This is a genomic window from Chloroflexota bacterium, from assembly GCA_016875535.1.
GTDB lineage: Bacteria > Chloroflexota > Dehalococcoidia > SHYB01 > SHYB01 > VGPF01.
This window is the reverse complement of the sequence record VGPF01000004.1, coordinates 40,104-64,075: the sequence shown is the minus strand read 5'-3', so window position 1 is coordinate 64,075 and position 23,972 is coordinate 40,104. Positions and strand designations below refer to the sequence as shown.

Genomic DNA, 23,972 nt, shown 5'->3' with positions numbered 1-23,972 from the left:
ACAGGCCATCCGCCCCAGGTTGCCACGCAACCCGATTCCTCCGTCTCCTGTAGGGGCGCAGGGCGTGCGCCCTAGGTTGCGGCGCAACCTAAATCAATCCCCCTAGTTGTCCTTGCAACCCACCCTCTGCTCCCGTAGGGGCTGGCCTTCCCGCAGGGCTCCGATATATCGGAGAGGCCAGCCCTCCCCATGGAGCGCGCCACTGCGCTCTTACCCTCTCCCAGATGTGATTCATCACATCGGCCGGGAGAGCCATTCAGGTGGCATGTGCTCATTCTGATGAGCTACGCTCCTTCTTAGGGCAATAATATACTTGACTCAGCAGCCTTTCCCTGCTAGACTTCTGTTGTACAGAGGAAAACAGGAGACGGCGATGGCAACACCTAAGACTCTTCTTGAAGCGATCCGGCACTTTTCTGACCCTGACACCTGCTTGGACTACATGGTCAAGCTGCGCTGGCCTGATGGCGTCACGTGCCCTTCTTGCCAGAGTAAAGACGTGCGCTTCATTTCGACTCGCCGTCTCTGGGAGTGCAAGACTAAGCATGCCAAGCGGCAATTCTCGGTCAAAGTCGGGACCATCTTTGAGGACAGCCCCATTGGGCTTGATAAATGGCTTGCCGCTATCTGGATGATTGCCAACGCCAAGAATGGCGTCTCCAGCTATGAGATCGCCCGTAGCCTTGGCGTGACTCAAAAGACCGCCTGGTTCATGCTCCATCGCATCCGCTTGGCTATGGAGGGTGACACCGGGATATTCGGAGGCAGAGTTGAAGTGGACGAGACTTTCATCGGCGGGCAGGCCCGATTCATGCACAAGAGCCGTAGAGAGAAGGTCATCAAGGGCGCGACTGGCATGGTGGGTAAGGTTGCGGTGATGGGCCTCTTGGCTCGGCATGGCAAGGATGGATACAGCACAGTCAAGGCCAAGATGATTGCCGACGTGAAGCGGCAGACTCTTCAGCCGATGGTGCGCCACCACATCGAACCCGGCTCCGAGGTCATCACCGATGACTGGACAGGCTATAAGGGCATCAATACCGAATATGTCCACAACATCATCAACCATGCCGAGGCGTATGTGAAGGGGCATGTCCACACCAATGGCGTTGAAAACTTCTGGAGCCTCCTGAAGAGGGCTATCCGAGGCACATATGTAAGCGTCGAGCCGTTCCATCTGTTCAGATACCTCGACGAAGAGGTGTTTCGGTACAACACTCGCGGAGACAAGGACGGCGGCAGATCCCGACAAGTAGCCGGACGGATCGCAGGCAAGCGACTGACCTATGCACAATTGACCGGCGCACCCTCGCCGCTCCCCAATACGACGCCTGCGTAAGCAAGGAAGGGGTAAACGATGGAGAAGCAAGAGACTCCCCGCAAAGGGGAGCAAACGCCGTTTGAAAGATTCGAGCAGATGACCAAGAAAATCGTCTCGACGCCAAAGGCCGAGGCGGACAAACGTGAAAGGCTCCAGAAGGCAAGGCGGTCACAAAGGCGTCCTTAGTGGTACTTCATTGAACTCGGACAGCCCAGCGCGCATGCTTTTCAGCATTTCCACAAAGTCGGTTCGGCGTACAACCGATATTGTTGATCCATCAAAGACCGGGGCCGTCTCTAGCATTTCCTGAGTAATACTTCGAGAATGAAGCCGCCGCGTCCATATGTAGGCATACAAGTCAGCCGCCTGTAGTGGAGGCTCGGATGAGTCCGCATACCCAAACAGCCCTAGGCGTTTCTGTGGGTCTGCGTCGCCCCACGCCTTTGCAAGCTGATTGAATAAATCAACGGCGTAAGCTTCAAGCGACCTATTCCTATCCAAGGTTATATTGAGCTTGGTCCCCGAGGCGATGTGGCGCATTGTATCTTCTAAGAAGCTCCGAAACGCCACAAAATAGGGGCGCTGCGGAGAGCCCGTTCCTTTGAGTGTGAACTCTGACCTGGCTGTGAATTGGCGACTAGTAGGCCCTCCGACCCGATTCAAGTGCACTGTGATTTGTCGGATGATTGCTCCTATGAAGATGCGTCTCTCTTCTTGCGATAACTCTCTAAACGGAGCAACTTCGACAGCAGAACCGACAGGTAAGAGTGCATGGTTTTTGATGACACCCACAAGCCTTCTGATAAAGGCGACTCGCTTCTCAATACTCCAGCCGTGGTACGGACTCCGAGTACTCAACGCCCGTCGGCGGGGGAAGAACTCTTTTGCGTGAAACTCAGGCACACCGTCAAGCGCAACCATCCAGCGTCGGTTGAAGGACTCCCAGGTAGACGGCGCACCGATGTAGCCTGCAATCAGGCAGTAGTCCGGTGCTTCCTCAACACCGCTCTCATCTGCATATGCATCCAACGTTAGCATCGCTGTGAGGTGCAACCCTCGATCATATGGACTGGTTCCAGGCTAGGACGAGGCAATACTATTGCATGCTGGCTTACTGAGGCAAGTAAGTTAATACCCTTCTTAGGAGCTGTGCTAGTCCTCTAGCTACAAGAGGGCACTCACACGTCGAGTCATCGAGATCTGTCCTCAGGCCGGACCTTCGGCCTCGATTTCGCATCGGGAGGTCAGGGGTTAGGTCGTCCCCCTACGTATTCAGCACCGCAGGCGGCGGTATCGTCCTCGGCGGCACGTCCGCCACGATCCCCTTCCCATACAGCGTCGCCAGGCGCTCCTCTGGCAGCTTCAGCAGCCCCCGCAGGATCTCCTCGTTGTGCGCCCCATAGAGCGGCGCCGGCGCCTGGATAACCCCGGGCGACTCCAAAAGCCGCCACGGCATCCCAGGCTGCGGATAGGCCCCCATCTCCGGGTGGGGGATCGTTTGGTAAAAGCCAAGGTCGAAGATATGCGCGTTGCTTACCATTTCCCAGTTCGTCAGCACCGGCGCCGCCGAAATCCCCACCCGCTGCAAGAGCGACGACGCCTCTACATGGTCGTACCGTGCCGACCACTTCTTGATCATGGCGTCCAGCTCATCGTGGTGCCGCCGCCTTCCCTCCACCGTGCGATACCGCTCGTCCTTCAGCTCCGGCGCACCCAGCACATCAGCGAACCGCTGCCATTCCTCATCCGAGCGCACCGTCACCACCATCCACATATCGTCCCCCACAGTGGGATAGCACCCCTGGGGCGCGTAGACCGGATGGCGATTCCCCATCGCCGGGCGCTTCTTCCCGGTGCAGACATACTCCAGGAACGACTCCGCGAAAAAGTTGATCCCGTTCTCCGCCAGCGAAAGGTCCAGGTACTGCCCCTTCCCCGTGCGCTCCCGGTACTCCAGCGCCGCCAGCACCGCCACCGCCGCGTGCGAAGCCGTGATCGGGTCGCAGTAGAACTGCCCGCTGTTGTACGGATAGTCCTCCCCCAGGTAGCCCATCACCGCCGAAAGCCCGCAGGCCGCCTCGATATTGCCGCCGTAGGCCACATAGTCCGCCAGCGCCCCAGTATCGCCAAAGGCCGAGATCGCCGCGTAGATGAGCTGCGGGTTCACCCTGCGCAAGTCTTTATAGCGGATGTTGAAGTTCCGCATCACCCGCAGGCTCGTGTTCTCGATGAACACATCGGAAAGCTCGATGAGCTTCAGGAAGGTCTCGCGGCCCTCCGGCTCGCTCACGTCCAGCGTCAGCGACTTCTTGTTCCGGTGCAGCTTGTTGAAATAGGCCGAGCGGTTGTAGTGGTGCTTCAGCGGCTGGATCCCTGGGTACAGCATATTGCGCCCCTGGGGATTCTTTGGGTCCTCGATCTTGATGACCTCCGCCCCCAGGTCCGCCAGCATGCGTCCCGCGTACGGCCCCGCCCAGTTCCCCGTGATCTCCAGCACCCGCATACCCTCCAGCGGCAACCTCCTTTTGTTCTTTTGCCGGGAAGCGGCCTTCCGCGCTCCTTTTCTCTCCCCTGGCGGGAGAGAAGAAAAGAGAGGGGGATTCCCTGGGCTTGCCCAGTCTTCCACCGACTCTCCCAACACCGGCGCCCGCTTTCGCAGCGAAGGCGGCGATTCGCTCATAAGATATGGATACCCCGGAAAAACCAGCCCCGGCTCGTACGCCACAAGCCACTTCCGCTCCTGCAAGAGCGCCGATGTGCTCAGATCCTTCGCATCCCACACCGGCGCGCACGGGATCCGCAGCTCCTGACCTCGGCGGAAGATGTCGTCCTTCGATTGTCCCAGGCACCACTCCTCCAGGATCACGCGGAATTCGGGATAGTTCTTCCGCCAGCTCGGCTGGTCGGCGAAGCGCGGGTCGTCCATCAGGTCCGGACGGTCAACCAGCAGGAACATCTCCGGCGTATAGCGGTTCACCAGGAACCGCACGAAGCCGTCCTTGCAGCGCGTCACGTCCGTCCCCGTCCGCCGCATCACCTGCCCGTGGTGCGTCCACCGCGCCACCGTCCAGATGTGCGCGGAGAGCAGCGCCTCCAGCGCGGAGACCTCCACGCGCTGTCCCTGGCCCGTCGCCTTCGCCCACCGCAGCGCCGCCAGCGACCCGATCGCCGCCTGCACCCCCGCATGGAAGGCCGCCTGGTCGCACGGGATCATCAAAGGCTCCCGCTCCGGATGCCCTCCGAAATACATATAGCCGCCCATCGCCCAATCAGCGATCTCGCTCCCCTCCCAGTCGCGCCATCTCCCCGTCGGCCCAAAGTGCGTGAGCGAAGTCACCACCAGGGATGGATGCAGCCCCTTCAGCGCTGCATGGCCCAAGCCGCGGCTCGCCATCTCTCCAGGCTGCCCATCCTCCACCACCAAGTTCGCCCCTGCGATCAGCCTCCGCACTCGCTCCGCCTCATCGTTCCTCTCCTGCCGATTCCTATCGCGCACCCCGAGCCTTTCGGGGCTCGATGGGAGAGGTCGGCTTTGCGAGTCTCTCGCTAAGCCGGGAGAGGGTGCTCCTGTCTCAGATGAGGGTACTCCCACATCCGCGATGATCGCCGACTTATTCGCGCACAGAAAATGAAAGAGCCCGCTCTCATCCGGCCTGCCCAGCCTCGTGAGAAACGGCCCCTCTCGACGCAGCGGGTGGCCGCCCGGAGGCTCGAGAAAGATAACCTCTGCCCCCAGGTCAGCCAGAAGCTTCGTGCAATATGCGCCCGCGATCCCCCGGCTCATGTCCAGCACCCGCAGCCCTGCGATTGCGCGCGTATCCATAGCCACCTGCCGCTCCGTAAGCTCCCCGGCCAAAGCGCGCCAAGGGAGTGATGCTTCTTTGACCTCCTCTCCCTTGATGGGAGAGAGCTTGTCCTGAGTCCCTCGAAGGGAGAGGGTGATTTTCCCTGGCTTAAGCACCAGCTTGAGCACGTTCCCCAGGTGACGCAGTATAGCAATGATTCGCCGGATGCACCGCCCAACCTGCTATCATGGTTCCCACACCTTCCCCAGGGAAACTGTTCATGCCCTCCTTTGACATCGTCTCCCGCACCAACCTCGATGAGGTAGACAACGCCATCAACGGCGTCCGGCGCGAGCTGGGCGAACGCTACGATTTCAAGGACACCACGTTCTCCATAGACCGCGATAAGCTCAGCCTCACCCTCGCCACCGCCGATGAGTTCAAGCTGAAACAGCTCAAGGAAGTCTTCGCCAAATACCTGGTGCGCCGAGGCATCGAGCTCGCCGCCCTCGATTTCAAGACCGTCGAGCCGGCGGCCGGCGGCACCGTGCGACAGCCCGCCGTGGTGAAGCAAGGCATCCCCCAGGAGCTGGGCAAGAAGATCGCCAAGGCCGTCAAGGATAGCGGCATCAAAGTCCAGGCCTCCATCCAGGGCGAAGAGCTTCGCGTCACCGGCAAAAAGCGCGACGACCTTCAGTCCGCCATCGCCCTCGTCAAGTCCCTCAAGCTCAATCAGCCCTTGCAATACGTCAACTTCCGCGAATAACCCAAAGCCTTCGCCGAATTGTCGCCGTCGCCCTGCTACTCCTGGAACGAACCGGAAAACGCCCCCTTGCAGTTCCTTCACGACTGATACGCCCCCGCCCTCTGCGGTATGATGCCCTCAGGCCTTTGTGGGGACTTGCCTCAAAAATAGACGTTGCTGGCAACTCACACCTCGTCCCTCGCCCCATCGGGGGAGAGGAACTCGAGAAGCATTCCGATGCTTCCCGAGAGGTGAGGGGGCACAACGACAACTTAATGACTTTTGGGGCAAAGCCCCCTTGTTGAGAGAGGCTGCATGACCCAATCCGGCGATTCGGCTGGCGGGATTCCCATCCACCGCGGCCTCAATGGCGTCTACTTCGACCGCACCCGCGCCTCCTTCATAGATGGCAAGGTCGGCAAGCTCCTCTATCGCGGCTATTCGATAGACGACCTGGCGAACTATTCCACCTTCGAAGAGACGTCCTACCTCCTCCTCCACGGACGCCTGCCCTCCAAGTCCGAGCTCGCTGCCTTCGATGCCGAGCTGAAGGCCGCGCGAGCGATTCCGCCTCAGGTGCTCGATATCATCCGCACCATCAAGCACGCCCACCCCATGGACGTCCTGCGCACCGCCGTCTCTGCCCTGGGCGCCTTCGACCCCGATAACGGCGACAGCTCCATCCCCGCCGCCATTCGCAAGGGCACGCGACTCACCGCGCAGGTCCCCGTCATCATGATGGCCCATCACGCCATCCGGAACGGCCGCGCCCCCGTTGCGCCCAGCAAGACCCTCTCTCACGCCGCCAACATGCTCTACATGCTCCACGGCGCCGAGCCCACGGCCGATGCCGCCCGGCTCATGGACGTGGACTTCATCCTCCACGCCGAGCACGGCCCCAACGCCTCCGCCTTCGCCGCCCGAGTCATCATCGGCACGCAGGCCAACCTCCACGCCGCCGTCGTCGGCGCCATCGCCGCACTCTCCGGGCCTGCCCACGGCGGCGCCGCCGAAAACGTCATGCTGATGGCCATGGAGATCGGCCGCCCCGAGGATGCCGAGGCCTACGTGAAGCGCCTCCGCGCCGAAGGCAAGCGCATCACCGGCTTCGGCCATCGCGTCTACCGCGTCGAAGACCCCCGCGCCAAGCACCTCCGCGAAGGCGTCAAGCGCCTCAGCGCCGAGCGCAACGAGCCGCGCTGGTACGCCGTCTTGGAAGCCGTCGTCGAGGCCATGAAGCCCCTGGGTCGCCACGGCCTCTACGTCAACGTGGACTTCTACGCCGGCGTCATCTACTACCTCAACGGCTTCCCGCCCGATCTCTTCGTCCCCATCTTCGCCGCAGGCCGCGTCCCCGGCTGGACCGCCCAGGCCGTCGAACAGCTCGAAAACAACATCCTCATCCGCCCCCTCACCCACTACGTCGGCCCCATGGACCTCCCCTACATCCCCCTCTCCCAGCGCCCGTGACTCCAGGGACGAAGCTAAGCTCTTGACGCTCTCGCACAACCTGACTATTATTCACTTGTAAGCCTTCGCCAGGACAGCGAGCCGGGGAGGCGTGACGATTCGAAGGAGCGCGAAACCGCGCCCTCGGTCGGAACGCTTCCCCTTTTTGTTTGTCCAGCGTTGCGTGGACGGCCCCAGTGGCCGGCGTAAGCCCGACGCGTAGGGCGCGCGCCGAACCGCCGAAGACTCCTCGCGCGGCAAGGCATTACAGGGAGAGGAAATGAAAGGTAGGTCGAAGACGTCCTCATAAGAGGGCGTCGGAGATCCCGATCCCATCGGGAGGCGAAAGGCACGCCCTCCGGAGTTCAACCCGCCGGGCTGAACATTCTGGTAGGGATGCGCCGTAGGGGTGCGCCCTAAGGGCCACCCGCATATCCGGGGCAAGGCCCCAAAGGAGGTCTTCGTTCGCAGACAGCGCTCGCCCCGTTAGCGGGGCGGGGCGAAGAGGCGCAAGGCATGCGCCTCGTAGATTCCCGTAGGCTCACCCGCGAGGCTGGCCGGCAGACACCTGTCGCTGGGCGTTCGGTGGGCCCGTCCTCCCGCAAGGGAGAAACGCCGGAGGCGGCGCGCATCTCTCCAAGGTGCGCAGCGCCCCTGCCGAGCCTCGCAGTCCCCGGTGGCACCGGGACACCTCGAACCTTGGGCCGTCTGCGCAACGCCGTATCCGCCAACCACGATCGCGGAACACACAATCAGACGATCCGCCGGGACACTGCAAGCCGCGCTGAGCAGTCCCCCTCCTAAAGGAGACCTCGCCCCAGTCCTCCTCGCCCTCGATGGGAGAGGAACTCGAGCGAAGCCCGAGAGGAGAGGGTGATTGATTGTCGGACCATCGGTTTACAACTCTGATTCTGATACAGAGCCCTGCTGTATCATGTAAGTCCATGGTCCTCTACCTCCTCAACAACCGCGACGACTTCTTCCAAGCCCTCGGCGCATTCATCGTCGTCATCATCCCGTCGCTCCTCATCGGCCTCACCATCCATGAGTTCGGCCACGCCCTCGTCGCCCACCTCCAGGGAGATAGCATGGCCAAGCGGCTCGGGCGCGTCTCGCTGAATCCCATTCGCCACCTGGACCCGGCGGGCACCCTCATGATGCTCTTGGCCGGCTTCGGCTGGGGCAAGCCCGTGCCGGTGAACCCCAACGCCCTCACGGCGGGGGCGCGCCGGGGCATGGCCCTCGTCGCCGCCTCGGGGCCGCTTGCCAACGTCGCCCTTGCTTTCCTTTTGGCCATCCCCTTCAAGCTGGGCCACCTCGTCTGGTTCCCCGGCCTGAGCTGGGATCTCCTCACCTATAGCGGCACCGCCTTCTTCTCCATCACCCTCAGCTTCGCCGTCCTCATCAACCTCACCCTGGCCATCTTCAACCTCATCCCGATCCCGCCCCTGGACGGCTTCAAGGTCCTCCAGGGCATCCTTCCCCGGGAGACCGCCAACGATATCGGGCGGCTGGAGCCCTACGGCATCCCCATCCTGCTCGTCGTGCTCCTGGTGGGCGGCAGCGCCTTCAGCAACGCCATCTACGATGCCGCCACCTCCCTGGCGCACGCCGTCACGTGATTGCTGCGGCGCGGTACAATAGCCGCACCCGACCTTTGACTACGGAGGTGGCACGTGCTGGATATCCCGACGAAACCCTGGGGAAAGCTTGACCTCATCTCTGCCGACGACCATATCATCGAGCCGGCGCACGTCTGGACCTCCCGGGCAACGGGGGCGCTGAAGGCCAAGGTCCCCCATGTGGTCCCCGCGGCGGACGGCACCGAATCCTGGCAGATCGAAGGGAAGGTCTACCCCAACATCGGCCTCAACGCCCAGGCGGGCAAGAAGTTCGAGGAGTATTCCGCCAAGGCGCAGAAGTTCTCTGATATGCGCCCCGGCTGCTACGACCCGGCGGCCCGGGTAAAAGATATGGACCTGGACGGCATCCGCACCCAGATCTCCTTCCCCTCTGTCCCGGGCATCGGCGGCGAGAAGCTGATGCAGATCGCAGACCCGGAGGTGCGCCGCCTCTCCTTCCAGGCCTACAACGATTGGCTGATCGAAGAGTACCAGGGGCCGCGCAAGGGACGGCTCATCGGCCTGGGCATCCTGCCCATGAACGACCCCGATGAAGCGGAGGCGGAGCTGCGGCGCATCGCCAAGCGCGGCATCAAGTCCCTCTCCATCCCGGCCTGGCTCGCCGAAGTCCCCGGGTGCAAGTCCATCGTCCACCCGCAGTACGACCCCGTCTGGTCGCTCTGCGAAGAGTACAACCTGCCCATCAACCTCCACATCGCCGGGGGACGCACCCAGCAGGCGAACTTCCTCAAGGACCCGCTGCCCGGCCAGGCGGAGGTCTTCCTCACGGAAAGCTCCCTCACCAACTTCTCCATCCTGGCCTGGATCGTTTGGGGCGGACTGCTGGCGCGGCATCCCAAGCTCGTCTGCGTCTCATCGGAGGGCGGCATCGGCTGGGTGCCCTACTTCCTGGAGCGCGCCGACCATGCCTTCAACCGTCACCGCTTCTGGATGAAGGCCCAGATCAAGGAGCTGCCCTCCAGCTACTTCCACCGCCAGTGCTACGTCGCCTTCATCGAAGACTATGCCGGCATCTTCGCGCGCAGCCTCATCGGCGTCGAAAACATCCTGTGGGAGTCCGATTACCCGCACACGGACACCACGTGGCCCTTCTCCCACCAGGCGGTGGACAAATCGCTGAAGGGCGTGCCAGAGGACGAGCGCCGCAAGATCGTGTACGAGAATGCGCGGCGGGTCTACCACCTGGACTGAGAGACACCCTCTCCTCTCGGGCTACGCTCGAGTTCCTCTCCCATCAAGGGAGAAGCGCGCGGGCAGAAGTGAACTTCCACCCAAAGAGGGTCACATCGTGAAGAGGTGGCCTGCCTGGCGGAGCTTGGCGCGCCGGGCGGTGAAATCCGGAATGAACCTGGCGACGCGCTGCCAATACCGCTGCGAATGGTTCGGCACAGCGATGTGCGCCAGCTCGTGGACGACGATGTAGTCTATGAGCGAAGGCTCCATCAGGGCGACGCGCCAGTTGAAGCGGAGGGTGCCATCCCTGGCGCAGCTGGCCCACCGCTGGCGCTGATCGCGAATGAGGAGGCGCTTGGCCTTGAGGCCCATGACCTCCGACCACCTGGCGAGGCTGTTGGCGATAGGCTCGTAGGCGTGCCTGGTGTACCAGCCTTTGAAGGCCTCCACGATGGCTTCGCGGCGGCGCTTGCCCCGCAGCTCCTCCGGCACGCCCACGTGGAAGCGCCAGCCCTCCAGGGTCACGGAGACTTCGGCCACGGGCTTGGCTTCCAGCACCAGCTTGGCCGGGCGGCCGAGATAGGGGAGCGTCTCCCCGGTGACGAAGGCGCGCCGCCGCCCGCGCTTGCGCATCTCGCCGACGGTCTTGAGGATCCAGCGGGCCTTCTGCTTCACAAAGCTGTTGATATCACTCCAGGAGGCGCGCATGGGCACGGCCACAATGACGCCATCGCTGGGGTCAACGGTGATCTGGAGCGTGCGGCGGCGCTTGGGGCTGCGGACCACCTGGTAGCGGATGGTGGAGCGCCCGACGCGCAGGGTCGCCTTCGCGCTTGTTGTTCGCTGGGAGGGAGGCATAGGAACGGGGTAGGAGAAGGCCTCGAAAATCTCGAACAGCGCGAGTTGTATTGGTACGCCCTCGCCGGACTCACCATGGGAAGGGTGCACAGGAACCAGTCTAGCGAATCGCGCGGCGGGAGGCAAGACGATTCAGGAATCTTGACTTCTGAATCAAACTGCGTGAGAAGCTGCCGCGCTGGCGGACCACGATCCAGCCGTCTCGTTACAGGGCGCGGACGATGAGCCGATACGAAAGGCTGGGAACAACAGTCACAACGCCAACTCTACCACTTCAGCCTTCTCCGCCGCGACCATATCGTCTTCGGCGGGCTTAAGATAGAGGGCGATCGCCTCCCTGATGTTCGCCAGGGCTTGCTTCTTCGTCTCGCCCGCACTGATACAGCCGGGAAGCGAGGGAACGTAGACCGTGTACCCGCCCTCGTCGCTCTTTTGCAGGACTACTCGAAGCTTCATGAATCCTCAACCTCCTCCTTAACCCAGGGCGTCCTTGATGCGCTCGAAGAAGCCTTTGTCCTTTTTGGAGACGTCCGGCTTCGGGAGGGACCTATGCAGCTCTTCCATAAGCTTGCGCTGGTGTGAATCCAGGCTCTTGGGGATGACGACGTCTATCGTGACCAGGAAATCGCCGCGACCGCCGCCGCGCAGGTGGGGGACGCCCTGGCCCTTGAGCCGGAAGACGGTGCCGGGCTGTGTCCCCGGCGAAATCTTGATCTCGGTCTTCTTTCCCTGGAGGACGCCGATCTCAAGCTCCGCGCCGAGGGTTGCCTGGGCGATGTTGAGCGGCAGGGTGTAGAGCACGTCGTCGCCCTGGCGATCGAAGATGGGGTGCGGGGCGATGTTCAGCGTGATGAAGAGATCGCCGGAGGGGCCGCCGTTGACGCCCGGTTCGCCTTGCCCGGTGAGGCGCACCTGCGAATCTTCGCTGACGCCCGTCGGGATCGCCACGCCGATGTTGCGCTTCTTGCGCTCGCGCCCCGCGCCCTTGCACTGTTTGCAGGGGCTGGAGATCACCTGGCCCATGCCCTGGCAGGCGCTGCAGGCGGCGACGTTCACGAACTGGCCGAAGACGCTCCGCTGGACGCGGCGGATCTCGCCCGAGCCGTTGCAGGCGGCGCACCGGCTCGGCGAGGTGCCGGGCTCGCTGCGCGCGCCCTTGCACCGCTCGCACGTCTCCAGGCGGTTGATCTCGAACTCCTTCTCCACGCCGAAGGCCGCCTCTTCGAAATCAATCGCGATGGTGGCCGCCAGGTCCGCGCCGCGGATGGGGCCGTTGCGGCGGCCCGCTCGGGCGCCTGTGGCGCCGCCGAAGAAAGCGTCGAAGATATCGCCGAAGCCGCCGAAGCCGAAGTCGTCGCCGTTGGGCGCCTGTGCGCCGGGTCGCGCGTGGCCGAAGCGGTCGTAGTGGGCGCGCTTCTCCGGGTCGCGCAGGACCGCGTAGGCCTCGTTGACCTCTTTGAACTTCGCCTCGGCATCGGGCGCTTTGTTGCGGTCGGGATGCAGATCGAAGGCCTTCTTGCGGAAGGCCTTGCGGATGTCCTCTTCCGAGGCGTTCTTTTCGATGCCGAGGACTTCGTAGTAGTCGCGCTTGGTGGTAGCCATGTCGGTTATGGGCGCAAGGCACCCAAGCAATCATTATACCGGATAAGGGGAGGGTGACCGAAGGCTAAAGCGCGGAGGCCGATTACGCCGGTTTAGGCTGGCGAACCATGGCCCAGGCCATCGCCTTGCCGCCGTCTATGCTCAGCTGCTGCTTCACTTCAAAGCCGTACTTCTGGTAGAAGCTCAGGTTCTCGCGCTTGAAGGTGTCCAGGTAGATGGGGAGCTTATCGCGGTGCGCGCGCGCGAGGAGCTCTTTGAGCAAGAGGCCGCCGAGGCCGGTTCCCTGCCGGGGAGGATTGACGCCCAGGAGGAGGAGGTACCAGTGCGGGCCGCTGATGTTGCGCACGTGGAGCTCCCGGATGGCGGCGGAGGCGAGCTGATAGCGGCGCCAGGATTCGCGGCCGTACTTGAGGCGGGTGATGAGCTGGCGCAGCTTGTAGGTCCTGCCGGGCTTGGGCCTCGGCGCACCCGGGCGGCCATGGACGGCGGTGACGGAGGCGCCGTGGATAGCGCCCTGGGTGACGTGCGCCTGGCCGTAGGTGAAGGCGTAGGTGACGCCGGACTTCATGATGACGGGAACATGGCGGGCGCGGGCGCGCTCATCCGGGAAGACGTAGATGAACATGCCGTCCGTCTGGAAGGCGCGCCCCAGGATGTAGGCCGCCTCATTGATCTGCTCCCTGCGGAGCGGGGCAAGGTTGGGAAGAGCGATTGCTTGTTGGTTCGCCACGTAGGCCTCTTGGAGAGTGGCACCACTTTACCAGGGCAAGCAACTGGGTGGAAGGGATGGAAGCACCCGTCAATCGCGAAGGGCGAGGGCGAAGCGGATGGCCTTATTCACGGCGGCCGCCTTTTCAGGGATGAGGGTGGTGATATACCGGTCAAGCCAAGCCTTCTCGATCGTAGCGATGTTGTCCAGGTTTGCGACACACCGCTCGGGCAGGCCATCGGCCTGACCGAGTAGAACTTCGGCCGGGATGCCATAGATCCTGGTGGTTATCGGAGCGACGGTTATGGAATCGCGCACCTCGTAGGCGACATCGCGGGAGAGCAGCACGACGGGCCTGCTACCGATCGGAGCCGGGATGTTCGCCCACCAGACTTCGCCGCGCTTCACTGTTTGTCACCTGCACGCCATGGCGAATCTCGGAATGCCGATGGCGCAGTGGCGGCCGCCCACGGCACCTCGTCACCTTTGCCCTTGCTCCGGAGGTAGGCGGTGCGATATTGCTCCTCACGCGCAGATTCGGCGTCCCGATGCAGTGCTTCTTCCAGCGCCTTGCAGAAGAACTCGCTGCGCGATTGCCCCTTCGCGCGGCGCTGGCGCTCAACCCAACGGTAGAGGTCCTTTGGGATGCTGATGGCGACTTTTTCTGTCCTGTTCATACTGGATTCATACCTAAATCATACTTTGGTATGACCAGCATAGAGCCAAGCCGGCGCTCCGTCAATGGCGCGGCGGTGGGTGGGACTAGCGGGCACGTTCAGCGCGATGCATGGGTAGGCCGATGTGCGAGGCCAGGTGAAACGGCCTGCCTTCTTGAACTCACGGCGGAGGCGAATCAGCCAAGGCCTAGTGCTAGTCGTTAGAGGGAGCAAGGGGCGATCGCTTCAGAGTCGTCTTAGCAATTCCAGAACTCCAGAAATCAAGGCTTCGTTCTTTGCCCTTGTGCACCTCTTGAGCTGCTGTTCTCTTTCCATTGTCGCTGTTCTGGTCTGATACCTCTCCTGGTATGCAAGCTGAAAATTACCGTGCTCTCTTGTGAACTTCGCCCCTTTTGATGCGCCGTGCAAATGCTCTCGCAATCGGGCCTGTAAGTTGCCTGTCTGACCGATATACAGACTGTTGTCCGCAAAACGAAGCACGTAGATGGTATAGGACATGTTGATACCCTTCGGCTCCTCGCTCACGCTCGTCGCTCAGTGCATTCGACTCGCTTTCCGCGGCTGGAAGCCATGAGCGAGCGAAGCGAGTGGAATGGCTGCCCCGCCTGGATTCGAACCAGGGCTAAAGGATCCAAAGTCCTCTGTGCTACCGCTACACAACGGGGCAGTGAGACCGGACGGGCGCGCTAGCGCTTGCCGCGCAGCCTGGCCAGCAGGCGCGAGAGGAGGCCCTTGCGCTGCTGCCGCTCAAGCCGCCGCCTGCTGCAGTCCGCGCAGGTGCAGGCGGCCGGATGGCCCTTCGCGTATGCCTGGCGCTCGTCCATAGGAAAGGCGGCCTGGGCCGCTCGAATGATTATACCTCAGGACGGCTTGCGGGCGGCTGCCAAGGGCGTCGGCGCATCTTGCACGCCCGAGGCCCAAGGGCCGCCGCCTCAGGCGGCGGAGGGGGCTTGACGGCAGTAGAACGCCTGTGCTACCATCGAGCCATTCATCAGAACGTGCGTTCGGATTGCAGAAGGGGCAACTTGATTTGAAGGAGCACAGCGATGTCAGCAAAGGCCGAGGTGAGGCAGTTCCAAGAGGCGATTGAAACGGCGCGGACGCGGATGGCGGCAGCGGCGGACCGCCCGTGGCAGGCGAGGCAAGCGGCGGCGGTTGAGCAGCCCAATGCCTCGCGGATGTTCTCCCTGGTGCAGCGGGTGGGGATGCGCGGCGTCTATCCGCGCCGGAAACAGCCGCTGGCGGGCAAATCGTATGTGGCGGGGCTTGCGGTCTCCGCGCCCCAGACCCAGTACAACAGCTATTCACTCTTCTCCGGCGAGCCTCGCGAAGCGCTGACGCTGACCATCGCCGAAACGGACGCCGGGATGCCGAGGCCCATGGTGCGCGTGGTGCATCACGAGCAGTGGAGCGGCAAGCTGGAAGATGTGCGCCTCTCCGCGCTGGTCAGGGAACAGCTCGCGCCGTGGCGCTTGAGCCGGGTCGTCGCGGGGATGCCGTCGCTGGCGTCGGCGGCGGATCACATCGAGCGCGACGGGGCGATGGGCGACGGGCGCGTGGAGGTGACTGGCCTCTACGGGCGACAGCGCACGGAGCTGTGCGCGCGCCTCCTCCATGAGGTGGAGGCCGAGCTGGTGAAGGTCTACGCCCAGGACGGCTCCCGGGAGGCGATGGACTTCTGGGCGCAGATCGTGCGGGCGCAGGCCAAGGCGAAGCCGGACGGGGGCCTGGAGTTCCCGCCGGACACGGCCTCCGACGATGGGTATCTGATGAGCTTGGCATTAGCCCTGGAGGCGGCCCGGGGTCTCTATCTCGCCGCCGTGACGGCATAGCGTCGCAACGGAGCATTGGATTGCAGTTGAGCGCACTGGAACAAGGAGAGGACATCGCTATGGCTCGGACATCATCGCTCGATCATCTTCCGGAATTCACCAGCTATCGAGACACGGGATGCGATATGCATCCTTCGTGCCTGACGTGCCCGCTGCCGCGCTGCCGCTATGACGAGCCTGGGTGGCTCATGAAAGAGGAGCGGACCTCGCGGAACGCCGAGATCTTGAAGTTCCGCGTGGGCGGCCGGGCGTCCGTGGACGACCTGGCGAGCCGCTTCGGCGTCAGCGTGCGGACGGTGCATCGCATCATCCGGCAGGCTGCACCTTCGCCGCAGCGCATCGCATCATAACGATCGGAGCCTTTTTCGCTCGGCTCGGCCCGATCTGCCCCGTCGGGCTCTAAGAGCGAGTCCGGCCGCCGCCTGTCTCCCTTTTCCTGGTGAGGAAGCCCCAGGGAGATGAGCGGCGGCCCTTTTTATTTCCCGGGAGAGGCGCCTTGTGATGCCAAGTACCGCATGCGCCCGTGGTCCGGGATGACGCGGACCAGGGGGATCATGAGAAGCAGGATGACGCCGAGGCCCGCGAAGATGTAGCGCATGCCGATGGCCTCATCGCCGAAGCGGCTGAGGACGAGGGGGATCGAAGCCGTGCCGATGAGGCCGCCGGAGATGCGGAACATGCCGCGGATGCCGGATGCCGCGCCAACCTGGCCTGGGGCAAGATCAAGGACGGCGTTATTCGCGGCAGGATTGCTGAAGCCGACGCCGATTCCCGTGATCATGAAGATGAGCCCCAGGAGCGCGGCGTTGGACAGCTCGAAGGAGCCGATGCGAACGCCGTCCAGCCCCAGACTCAGGAGGAAGAGGCCTGCGGCCATGAGGAGCGATCCGGCGATCATGGGGCGGCGGTAGCTGTATCTGAGGAAGAAGAAGCTGCAGAGGAGCGAGGCCGCGAGGGTGGCGGTGGAATAGGGCGTGAGGGCCAGGCCGTTCTTCCCCGGGGAGAGGCCGAAGGCCACGCTGGCGTAGTACGGCAGGAAGGCCGGGATGGAGAGGGTGGCGATGCCGAAGACGACGTTGTAGAAGTTGATAGCGGCGAAGGCTGGCTGCCGCAAGAGGTCCAGTTTCAGGAAGGGGGCGCTGGCGCGTCGCTCGTGCAGGATGAAAGCTGCTAGGAAGAGCGGGCCGAGGCAGAGGAGTAGGGGAACGCTCCAAGGGATAACCCCCGTGTTGTGCGCCAGGTCGGTAAGGCCGTAGAGGGTGAGGCTGAGCCCGCCCGCGAAGAGCCCCACGCCGGTGAGATCGAGCCTCTCCGGGGCCTTCTTCGGCACGTTGGGAAGGACGATGGAGGCGCCGATGATGAGGCCGATGCTGAGGGGGACGGTAACGAAGAAGATCCACCGCCAGGAGAGGTGGGTGAGGATGAGGCCGCCGATGTTGGGGCCGGCGATGGCGCCGATGGGGACGATGCTGGCCAAAAGGCCGATGGCGGTGGAGCGTTTCGCGCCGAAGGTATCGCTGACGATGGCCGTGGAGGAGGGCTGGAAGAAGGCGCTGCCGAAGCCCTGGAGGATGCGGAAGCCGATGAGGACGCCGATGTTGGGCGAAAGGCCGGAGGCGATGGTGCAGGAGGTGAAGAGGATGAGGGCGGCGATGAAGACGCGCTTGCGGCCCAAATCGTCGCTGAGCTTGCCGGCCAGGGGCATCATGATGGTCTGGGCGAGCTGGAAGGCGGTGATGGTCCAGCCGATGGAGGCAAGGGAGGTGCCGAGCTCGCGCCGCATGGTGGGCAGGCCGACGGCGACGATGGTGGAGTTGATGGAGGCGACGAGGAGGACGGGAGCGACGACGGCGAGGATGAGGTGGGGGCGTGGCGCGCGCTGGGTCATGAGGCACTCGCGGGAGGGCGCATAGTGAGGGATTATCGCCTGGTGTGAGCAGGCGGTCAATCGCGCGACGAGGGATGAGTCGGGTATACTGGCGCGAGCCTTGTGGAGCGAGGCGGGGGCAACGCGCACAGGTGGGCATCTTCTACGAACATATGCTGCGGCCGGCGCTGCACCGGCTGGACCCTGAACGCAGTCATCAGGCAACGCTCGCCTTTCTTCGCGCCGTCCAGCGGCTGCCGCTTTCCTATCAGGTGACGCGTCGGCTGTACGCCTATGCGGACCCGCGGCTGGCCTTCACGTGGAAGGGCCTGACTTTCCCGAGCCCCGTGGGACTCGCGGCGGGAGCGGACAAGAACGCCGAGGCCCCGAGGATGTTCGAGGCGATCGGCCTGGGGTTCGTGGAGATCGGCACCGTGACGCCCCTGGCGCAGCCCGGGAACCCGAAGCCGCGGGTCTTCCGCCTCAAGCAAGAGCAATCGCTGGTGAACCGCCTGGGCTTCCCAAGCAAGGGCGCGCTGAAGGTCTCCTCCAACCTTGCGCGCTATGCGACGCGACGCGTGCCCCTGGGAATCAACATCGGGAAGAACGCTTCGACGCCGATGGAGCGGGCGGCGACGGACTATGAGAACTGCCTGGAATCGCTCTACGCCCACGGCGACTATTTCACCGTCAACGTCAGCTCGCCGAACACGGCGGGGCTCACCTCCCTGCAATCGGCGCAGTCGCTGCGGGACCTGGCTGCGCGGCTCATCGCGGTGCGGAGCCGCGTCTCCCAGGGAAGGCCGCCGAAGCCGCTGCTGGTGAAGCTTTCGCCCGATATGAGCGATGAGCAACTGGCCGATGCGGTGAGGGCCTGCGTGGAGAGCGGCATGGACGGAATCATCGCGACGAACACCACGACGGAGAAGTCGCTGCGGCCCGAGCGGGCGCGCGCCTGGGAGGGCGGTCTGAGCGGGCGCCTGCTGCACCAGCGCTCCCTTGCGGTGGTGCGGGCGGTCCGCACCCATGCGCCCAAGGACTACTTCATCATCGGCGTCGGCGGCATCTTCGGCGGCGAGGATGCCGAGGCGATGCTGAACGCCGGGGCGGATGCGGTGCAGGTCTACACTGGGATGGTCTACCGGGGGCCGGGGATCGTGAAGGAGATCAACCGGCACCTGGCGCGGGTGCGGCGATGAAGGGCCGATCACAGCTCGATGTGCTGACGCCTTCCGGGTGGAAGGACTATGAGCTGTTGGATAGCGGCAACGGGCAGAAGCTGGAGCGCTTCGGGCCGTACACCTTCGTGCGGCCGGAGGCCCAGGCGATCTGGAAGCCGGGCTTGCCGCAAGAGGCGTGGGACAAGGCGCACGGCACCTTCCGGGGGACGGACGATGCGGGGAGCCGATGGTTCTTCCCGAAGGAGATCGAGCCGCGGTGGCAGATGAGCTACGAGAGGCTGACGTTCTGGACGCAGCCGACGCCCTTCCGCCACATGGGCCTCTTCCCGGAGCAGGCGAGCCACTGGGAGTGGATGACGCCGTTGATCCAGGGGGCCAAGCGCGAGGTGAAGGTGCTGAACCTCTTCGCCTATACCGGCCTCGCGACCCTCGCGGCCTCGGCGGCCGGGGCCCACGTGACGCACGTGGACGCATCCAAGAAGGTGGTGCACTGGGCCTCCGAGAACCACCGTCTCTCCGGGTTGGGAGAGCGCCCCGTGCGGTGGATCGTGGACGACGCGCTGAAGTTCGTGAAGCGCGAGGGCAGGCGCGGCGCGCGGTACGACGGCTTCATCATTGACCCGCCGAAGTACGGGCGCGGGCCGGAGGGAGAGCTATGGCAGATCGAGACGTCGCTGGCGGGGCTGCTGGAGGAGTGCCGGGCCGTCGCGAGCGAGCGTCCGCTCTTTCTTATCTTGACGTGCTATGCTGCCCAGCTTTCGCCGGTGAGCCTGGCGAACATCGTGGGCGACGCGATGGCGGGCAAGGGAGGACAGGTGACGGCGGGCGAGCTGGCGAACGTGGAGAAGAGCAAGGGGCGATTGTTGCCCACGGCGATCTTCGCGCGATGGAGAGGGTGAGCGAGTTTCTCCCTCTAGCCCGCTCGTCGCTCTGTACAGAGCGCGCGGGACGGGAGACGGCACGAGCTCGGTCGTGAGACAGTAGAGTCATCGGGAGGCAGAGATGGCAGAGCAGGCGCTGAAGTTCGGCATCTTGACGCCGATCCTGACGCATTTGCCCAGGCGGCATGGGAAATGGGAGACGGAGGGCGGCCCGGCGGAATTGCGGCAGATCGCCATCACGGCGGACCGCTGCGGCTTCTACCACATGACGTGCAGCGAGCATGTGGGCATCCCCACGGAGATCGGGAAGATACGCGGCCACCGCTACTACGATCCGCTGGCGACCTTCGGCTATTTCGCCGCGCTTACCAAGCGCATCCGGTTCGCGACCCACGTGCTGGTGCTGCCGTACCATCACCCGCTCGCGGTGGCGAAGCGTTACGGCACGCTGGACAGGATGTCCGAAGGGCGGGTCATCCTGGGCATCGGCGTCGGCAGCCTGCGGCAAGAGTTCGAGCTGCTGGGCGCCGAGTTCGAGCGCCGTGGGGAGATCTACACGGAGGCGCTGCAGGCTCTTCGCGAATCCTTCGGCAAGCAGAAGCCCGTCTTCAAGGGGAAGTTCTACGAGTTCGACGACTTCGTGATCGAGCCCCACGGCGTACAGGAGCATGTGCCGATCTGGCTGGGCGGGCGCACCAAGCTTTCGCTCAAGCGGGCGCTGGCCTCGGCCGACGGCTGGGACCCGTTCGGCTTCGACCTGGCGACGCTGGGCGCGCTGCTGCCCGAGGCGAAGCAGTGGCCTGAGTGGCGATCGCGGAGGGAGCCCTTCGATGTGGTGCTCGGGCCGGAGCCGGTCTACGACGTCACGACCACGAGCGGGCTTGCCGGCGTGACGGACCAGATCGCCAGCTATCGAAGGGCGGGCGGGACGATCCTCAACATGTATTTCCGCTCAACATCCCTGGAGCACTACTGCGAACAGCTGGAGATATTTAGGGACCGAGTCGCGGGGAAGTTCCAGTAGAGATTCGTCCACAGAGCGCACAGAGTAGGAAGACGGAGCTTGAGCCAAGGATGATCGGGGGGATTGATGGCTGAGCGCGGGATGCTCTTCGGGCTGGTGACGCCAATCGCGACGCACCTGACGCGCCGGCACCAGCCGTGGGAGGTAGAGAGCGGCCCCAGGGAGCTGCGGCAGATCGCTGTCACGGCGGACCGCCTGGGCATCCACCACATCTCCTGCAGCGAGCATGTGGGCATCCCTACGCACATCGTGCAGTCGCGCGGGCCGCGGTACTACGACCCGCTGGCAACCTTCGGCTACCTGGCGGCGGTGACGAAGCGGCTGAAGTTCCTGACGCACGTCATCGTGCTGCCGTACCACCACCCGCTCTCCGTGGCGAAGCGCTACGGGACGCTGGACGTGATCTCCGGCGGGCGGCTCATCCTGGGAGTCGGCGTCGGCACGTTGAAAGAGGAGTTCGACCTGCTGGGCGTGGAGTTCGAGCATCGGGCCGAGCGCTACACCGAGGGACTGCAGGCCCTGCGCGCAGCCATGGGGGAGCGGCAGCCGGTCTTTCACGGGAAGTACTACAACTTCGATGATTTCATTATTGACCCGCACGCCGTCCAGGAGCGCATGCCCATCTGGCTGGGCGGGAACACGAAGGTCTCCCTGCGGCGCGCCGTGGCGAGTGCGGACGGCTGGGACACCCCCGGCCTATCCATCGAGCAGTTCACCGAGATCATCACGGCGGTGAAGCAGACTCCCGAGTGGAAGGCCCGCGCCTCGCCCCTGGAAGTCGTCATCATGGGCGACCCGAACTATGACATCAGCGAGCCGAAGGGTTTCGCAGCCCTGGTGGACCAAATTGCGGCCTATCAAAAGGCGGGCGCCACGGGGATGAACTTCTACTTCCGGGCGAAGTCCCTGGAGCACTACTGCGAGCAGTTGGAGACCTTCGCCTCCAAGATCATGGCGAACTTTCGCTAGCAGCTAGCGGGAAGCGCCCCCGCCGCCGGAGCGGCCTCCGCCGAAGCCTCCGAAGCCCCCTCCTCCTCCGCCTCGATAGCCGCCGTAGAAGCCGCCCCACGTGCTGCCCCAGGATGTGGAATGCCCGCTGGAGGACTGCCACTTGTAGGCGTTGGAGAGGATGTAGTCCAGGACAAGACCTGCGACGGCGCCGATGAAGATCCCAAGCACGATCGGAGGCCAGCCATTGGCCAGGATGCCTGCGATGAGGCCGACGACGACGCCCCAGATGCCGCCGAGCCAGATGGACTTCGAGCGGGCCATGTAGGCGCAGGCATAGATCGATGGGATGCCCAAGCCAACGAACCACCAGAAGTGCCGTCCGAAATAGTCGCCGACCTTTTCAGAGACGGGCCGAGTCCGCACAGTGCCGGGAACGTAGCTGCTGTCCTTGACGGCCTGGGCCATGGCCCGCGCCGTGGAGACGAGTCCCAGGGGCACGTTGCCCCTGGCGCGCTGCGGGACGAAGTTCACCTCGAGGAGGAAGCCCGCGAGGCTATCCGGGATATAGGGCTCCATGCCGTAGCCGACCTCGATGCGAACGCGCTTCGATTCGTTATCGAAGAGGAGAAAAAGGCCGTTATCTACGCCCTTCTTCCCGATGCCCCACTTCTCGAAGAGGCGAACCGCATAGCCTTCGATGGTGTCCCCCTGGAGGCTCGGGACCGTGACGACGGCGATCTCCACGGTGGTCTCCTGCTCGAACTGGCGAAGGGCCGTCTCCAGCGGGGTGCGAATCTCAGGCGTGAGGATGCGCGCGAAATCGCTCACGTACCCCTGGGGCTCGGGATACTTCTGCGCGGCGGCCGAGGCCAGCGGCAACAGGGCCGCCAGCGCCGCGCAGACGATGAAGAGCCGTCGCAGGCGCGACATGGCGACCTCGCTATCTCGAGGGCGTTGGCGTGCGGCCGAAGTTCACCGGCGGAGCGACATCGGTCCCTGGGGCGGCGTTGAAGTAGGTGCGCTTCTCGAAGCCGAACATGCCAGCGACGACGTTGCTGGGGAAGCGCCGGACGGCGTTGTTGAGGCTCAGGACCGCATCGTTGTAGCGGGGGCGCTCGACGGAGATGCGGTTCTCGGTGCCTTCAAGCTGGGCTTGCAGGGCGCGCACGTTCTGGGCGGATGCGATCTGCGGGTAGTTCTCGACGACGACCAGGAGGCGGGCGAGGGCGCTCTCCGTCTCGCTGGCGGCTGCGGCGCGATCGTTTCGCGGGAGCGCATCGGCTAGCCCAGCTTGATCCAGACGGCCTTCGTCTCGAGGGAATGCTCGTACTGCTCCGTGCCGCTCTCACGGCCGAAGCCGCTGAGCTTGTAGCCGCCGAAGGGAACGGCGGGATCGGCCGCCTGAAAGCAGTTGACCCACACGGAGCCGGCCTTGAGCGCTCCGGCCAGGCGGCGAGCCTTGGTGATGTCCCTGGTCCAGATGCCGGCGGCGAGGCCGAAGGGGTTCTCGTTCGCGAGTCGCGCCGCTACTGGACGGGCGACCAGGGAGCCGGGAGAAGCGTGCGCTCGTCCCAGCGGTCGCGGAAGGCGAGGGCCCTGGCGAGGGCGCGCTTGAGCGGCAGGTGCCGTTGGCGCGCCTGGACCACATCGGACCAGTCGTTCCAGTCCTTCACGGCCCAGAGCTCCACGCACTGGTCGCTGGGGCCGGTGCCGGGGAAGATGTGAAGAAAGGTGATGAGCTCCATGCCCTGCTTCTCCCAGGCGGGCTTGAGGGTGGAGCCTGCGAAATCGAGCCACTGCTCCATCTTGCCCGGGGTGACGCGGTACATTAAGTGGATGAAGGTCGCGCCGTTCTTCTTGCGCTTCATGAGCTGCTCATGCGATGGCGCAAAGGGCGCGGGGAAGTAGAAGTTCTTGATCCACCGCTTGCGGTAATCGAAGGCCATCTCGGCCCAGGAGCGCACGCCGGGGTGCCACTCATCGCGATTGGGGTGGCCTTCGGTCGTCGCCACGTCTTTGCCCCAGCGCCGCCAATCGTCAATGCCGTTGATGAAGATCACTTCGTTATAGGTGCCTGTGCCGGGGACGACGCGGTACATGCCGATGGGCTTGTTGCCGCGCTCTAGCAGCGGCGGGAGGGCCTTTTCGCCGAAGATCTTCAGGTATCTGTCCATCATGCCGGGTTCGGCTTGGACGATGTCTTGGTAGTAAATCATGGCGCTCTCGATCCTCCTCTCTTTCATTCTCTCCAGCCGGGGGAGAGAGGGTGCGGAG

At 64.0% G+C, this 23,972-nt stretch carries 23 protein-coding genes, 1 tRNA gene and 2 pseudogenes; 11 read left to right on the top strand and 15 right to left on the bottom strand.

What is annotated here, in order from left to right:
- The first annotated feature begins 373 nt into the window (after positions 1-373).
- A complete protein-coding gene (locus FJ039_02485) occupies positions 374-1,339 on the top strand; it encodes an IS1595 family transposase (GenBank protein ID MBM4405034.1) in 966 nt (321 codons plus the stop codon).
- A 150-nt stretch (positions 1,340-1,489) separates the two neighbouring features.
- Here the strand turns inward: FJ039_02485 and FJ039_02480 are convergent, their stop codons facing one another.
- Positions 1,490-2,374: a DUF3800 domain-containing protein gene (locus tag FJ039_02480; protein MBM4405033.1), complete on the bottom strand. Its 885-nt coding sequence runs from the start codon at positions 2,372-2,374 to the stop codon at positions 1,490-1,492.
- A gap of 211 nt (positions 2,375-2,585) precedes the next feature.
- On the bottom strand, positions 2,586-5,144 hold the full coding sequence (locus tag FJ039_02475) for a CoA transferase (protein ID MBM4405032.1): 2,559 nt from the start codon (positions 5,142-5,144) through the stop codon (positions 2,586-2,588).
- A 236-nt stretch (positions 5,145-5,380) separates the two neighbouring features.
- Here FJ039_02475 and FJ039_02470 point away from each other — a divergent pair, with 236 nt between their 5' ends.
- The 4 genes from FJ039_02470 (at position 5,381) to FJ039_02455 (ending at position 10,134) form a co-directional block, all read left to right on the top strand.
- Complete coding sequence (locus tag FJ039_02470) at positions 5,381-5,872, top strand: YajQ family cyclic di-GMP-binding protein (protein MBM4405031.1); 492 nt, start codon at positions 5,381-5,383, stop codon at positions 5,870-5,872.
- 294 nt (positions 5,873-6,166) lie between these two features.
- Positions 6,167-7,321 carry a citrate (Si)-synthase gene (locus tag FJ039_02465; GenBank protein MBM4405030.1) on the top strand — a complete coding sequence of 385 codons (1,155 nt, stop codon included), beginning with the start codon at positions 6,167-6,169 and terminating at the stop codon, positions 7,319-7,321.
- 923 nt (positions 7,322-8,244) lie between these two features.
- Positions 8,245-8,922, top strand: coding sequence for a site-2 protease family protein (locus tag FJ039_02460; GenBank protein MBM4405029.1), 678 nt, complete (start codon positions 8,245-8,247; stop codon positions 8,920-8,922).
- A 54-nt stretch (positions 8,923-8,976) separates the two neighbouring features.
- Complete coding sequence (locus FJ039_02455; GenBank protein ID MBM4405028.1) at positions 8,977-10,134, top strand: amidohydrolase; 1,158 nt, start codon at positions 8,977-8,979, stop codon at positions 10,132-10,134.
- A 90-nt stretch (positions 10,135-10,224) separates the two neighbouring features.
- On the opposite strand, the gene FJ039_02450 is transcribed toward FJ039_02455, so the two are convergent.
- From FJ039_02450 to FJ039_02410, 9 genes and pseudogenes are all read right to left on the bottom strand, one after another.
- On the bottom strand, positions 10,225-10,974 hold the full coding sequence (locus FJ039_02450) for a M48 family metallopeptidase (protein ID MBM4405027.1): 750 nt from the start codon (positions 10,972-10,974) through the stop codon (positions 10,225-10,227).
- A 252-nt stretch (positions 10,975-11,226) separates the two neighbouring features.
- Positions 11,227-11,430 carry a type II toxin-antitoxin system HicB family antitoxin gene (locus FJ039_02445; protein ID MBM4405026.1) on the bottom strand — a complete coding sequence of 68 codons (204 nt, stop codon included), beginning with the start codon at positions 11,428-11,430 and terminating at the stop codon, positions 11,227-11,229.
- A gap of 18 nt (positions 11,431-11,448) precedes the next feature.
- Entirely contained in the window at positions 11,449-12,576 is a 1,128-nt protein-coding gene (gene dnaJ / locus FJ039_02440; GenBank protein ID MBM4405025.1) for a molecular chaperone DnaJ, read from the bottom strand.
- An 82-nt stretch (positions 12,577-12,658) separates the two neighbouring features.
- On the bottom strand, positions 12,659-13,306 hold the full coding sequence (locus tag FJ039_02435) for a GNAT family N-acetyltransferase (GenBank protein ID MBM4405024.1): 648 nt from the start codon (positions 13,304-13,306) through the stop codon (positions 12,659-12,661).
- A 69-nt stretch (positions 13,307-13,375) separates the two neighbouring features.
- On the bottom strand, positions 13,376-13,693 hold the full coding sequence (locus FJ039_02430) for a type II toxin-antitoxin system PemK/MazF family toxin (protein ID MBM4405023.1): 318 nt from the start codon (positions 13,691-13,693) through the stop codon (positions 13,376-13,378).
- A complete protein-coding gene (locus FJ039_02425) occupies positions 13,690-13,962 on the bottom strand; it encodes a hypothetical protein (GenBank protein MBM4405022.1) in 273 nt (90 codons plus the stop codon). Before FJ039_02425 ends, FJ039_02430 begins: the two co-directional genes overlap by 4 nt.
- 225 nt (positions 13,963-14,187) lie before the next feature.
- Positions 14,188-14,460 (bottom strand): GIY-YIG nuclease family protein, encoded by a 273-nt coding sequence (locus FJ039_02420; GenBank protein MBM4405021.1) that lies wholly within the window; start codon positions 14,458-14,460, stop codon positions 14,188-14,190.
- Positions 14,461-14,555: 95 nt separating this feature from the next.
- A tRNA-Gln gene (locus tag FJ039_02415) sits at positions 14,556-14,629 on the bottom strand.
- 440 nt (positions 14,630-15,069) lie between these two features.
- A pseudogene (locus FJ039_02410) lies at positions 15,070-15,171 on the bottom strand (ABC transporter ATP-binding protein).
- A gap of 748 nt (positions 15,172-15,919) precedes the next feature.
- Between FJ039_02410 and FJ039_02405 the strand changes: the two are divergent.
- Positions 15,920-16,144: a hypothetical protein gene (locus FJ039_02405; protein ID MBM4405020.1), complete on the top strand. Its 225-nt coding sequence runs from the start codon at positions 15,920-15,922 to the stop codon at positions 16,142-16,144.
- Between the two features lie 125 nt (positions 16,145-16,269).
- On the opposite strand, the gene FJ039_02400 is transcribed toward FJ039_02405, so the two are convergent.
- A complete protein-coding gene (locus FJ039_02400; GenBank protein MBM4405019.1) occupies positions 16,270-17,682 on the bottom strand; it encodes an MFS transporter in 1,413 nt (470 codons plus the stop codon).
- A 74-nt stretch (positions 17,683-17,756) separates the two neighbouring features.
- Here FJ039_02400 and FJ039_02395 point away from each other — a divergent pair, with 74 nt between their 5' ends.
- The 5 genes and pseudogenes from FJ039_02395 (at position 17,757) to FJ039_02375 (ending at position 21,792) form a co-directional block, all read left to right on the top strand.
- Positions 17,757-18,860, top strand: a complete 1,104-nt coding sequence (locus FJ039_02395; GenBank protein MBM4405018.1) for a quinone-dependent dihydroorotate dehydrogenase — start codon at positions 17,757-17,759, stop codon at positions 18,858-18,860.
- The gene (locus FJ039_02390) at positions 18,857-19,741 is read left to right on the top strand and encodes a class I SAM-dependent rRNA methyltransferase (GenBank protein MBM4405017.1); all 885 of its coding nucleotides are present in this window, start codon (positions 18,857-18,859) and stop codon (positions 19,739-19,741) included. The genes FJ039_02395 and FJ039_02390 overlap by 4 nt, the downstream gene beginning before the upstream one ends.
- A 118-nt stretch (positions 19,742-19,859) precedes the next feature.
- Entirely contained in the window at positions 19,860-20,747 is an 888-nt protein-coding gene (locus FJ039_02385) for a TIGR03619 family F420-dependent LLM class oxidoreductase (GenBank protein ID MBM4405016.1), read from the top strand.
- Positions 20,748-20,828: 81 nt separating this feature from the next.
- Positions 20,829-21,716, top strand: coding sequence for an LLM class F420-dependent oxidoreductase (locus tag FJ039_02380; protein ID MBM4405015.1), 888 nt, complete (start codon positions 20,829-20,831; stop codon positions 21,714-21,716).
- A gap of 10 nt (positions 21,717-21,726) precedes the next feature.
- Positions 21,727-21,792: pseudogene (locus FJ039_02375) on the top strand (nuclease).
- Between the two features lie 846 nt (positions 21,793-22,638).
- Here FJ039_02375 and FJ039_02370 read toward each other — a convergent pair.
- The 3 genes from FJ039_02370 to FJ039_02360 are packed head-to-tail and all read right to left on the bottom strand — an operon-like array spanning position 22,639 to position 23,941.
- Positions 22,639-22,998 (bottom strand): LemA family protein, encoded by a 360-nt coding sequence (locus FJ039_02370; protein MBM4405014.1) that lies wholly within the window; start codon positions 22,996-22,998, stop codon positions 22,639-22,641.
- Positions 22,980-23,354 carry an aldehyde dehydrogenase family protein gene (locus FJ039_02365; GenBank protein MBM4405013.1) on the bottom strand — a complete coding sequence of 125 codons (375 nt, stop codon included), beginning with the start codon at positions 23,352-23,354 and terminating at the stop codon, positions 22,980-22,982. The genes FJ039_02370 and FJ039_02365 overlap by 19 nt, the downstream gene beginning before the upstream one ends.
- A complete protein-coding gene (locus FJ039_02360) occupies positions 23,225-23,941 on the bottom strand; it encodes a hypothetical protein (protein MBM4405012.1) in 717 nt (238 codons plus the stop codon). The genes FJ039_02365 and FJ039_02360 overlap by 130 nt, the downstream gene beginning before the upstream one ends.
- Positions 23,942-23,972: the final 31 nt, after the last annotated feature.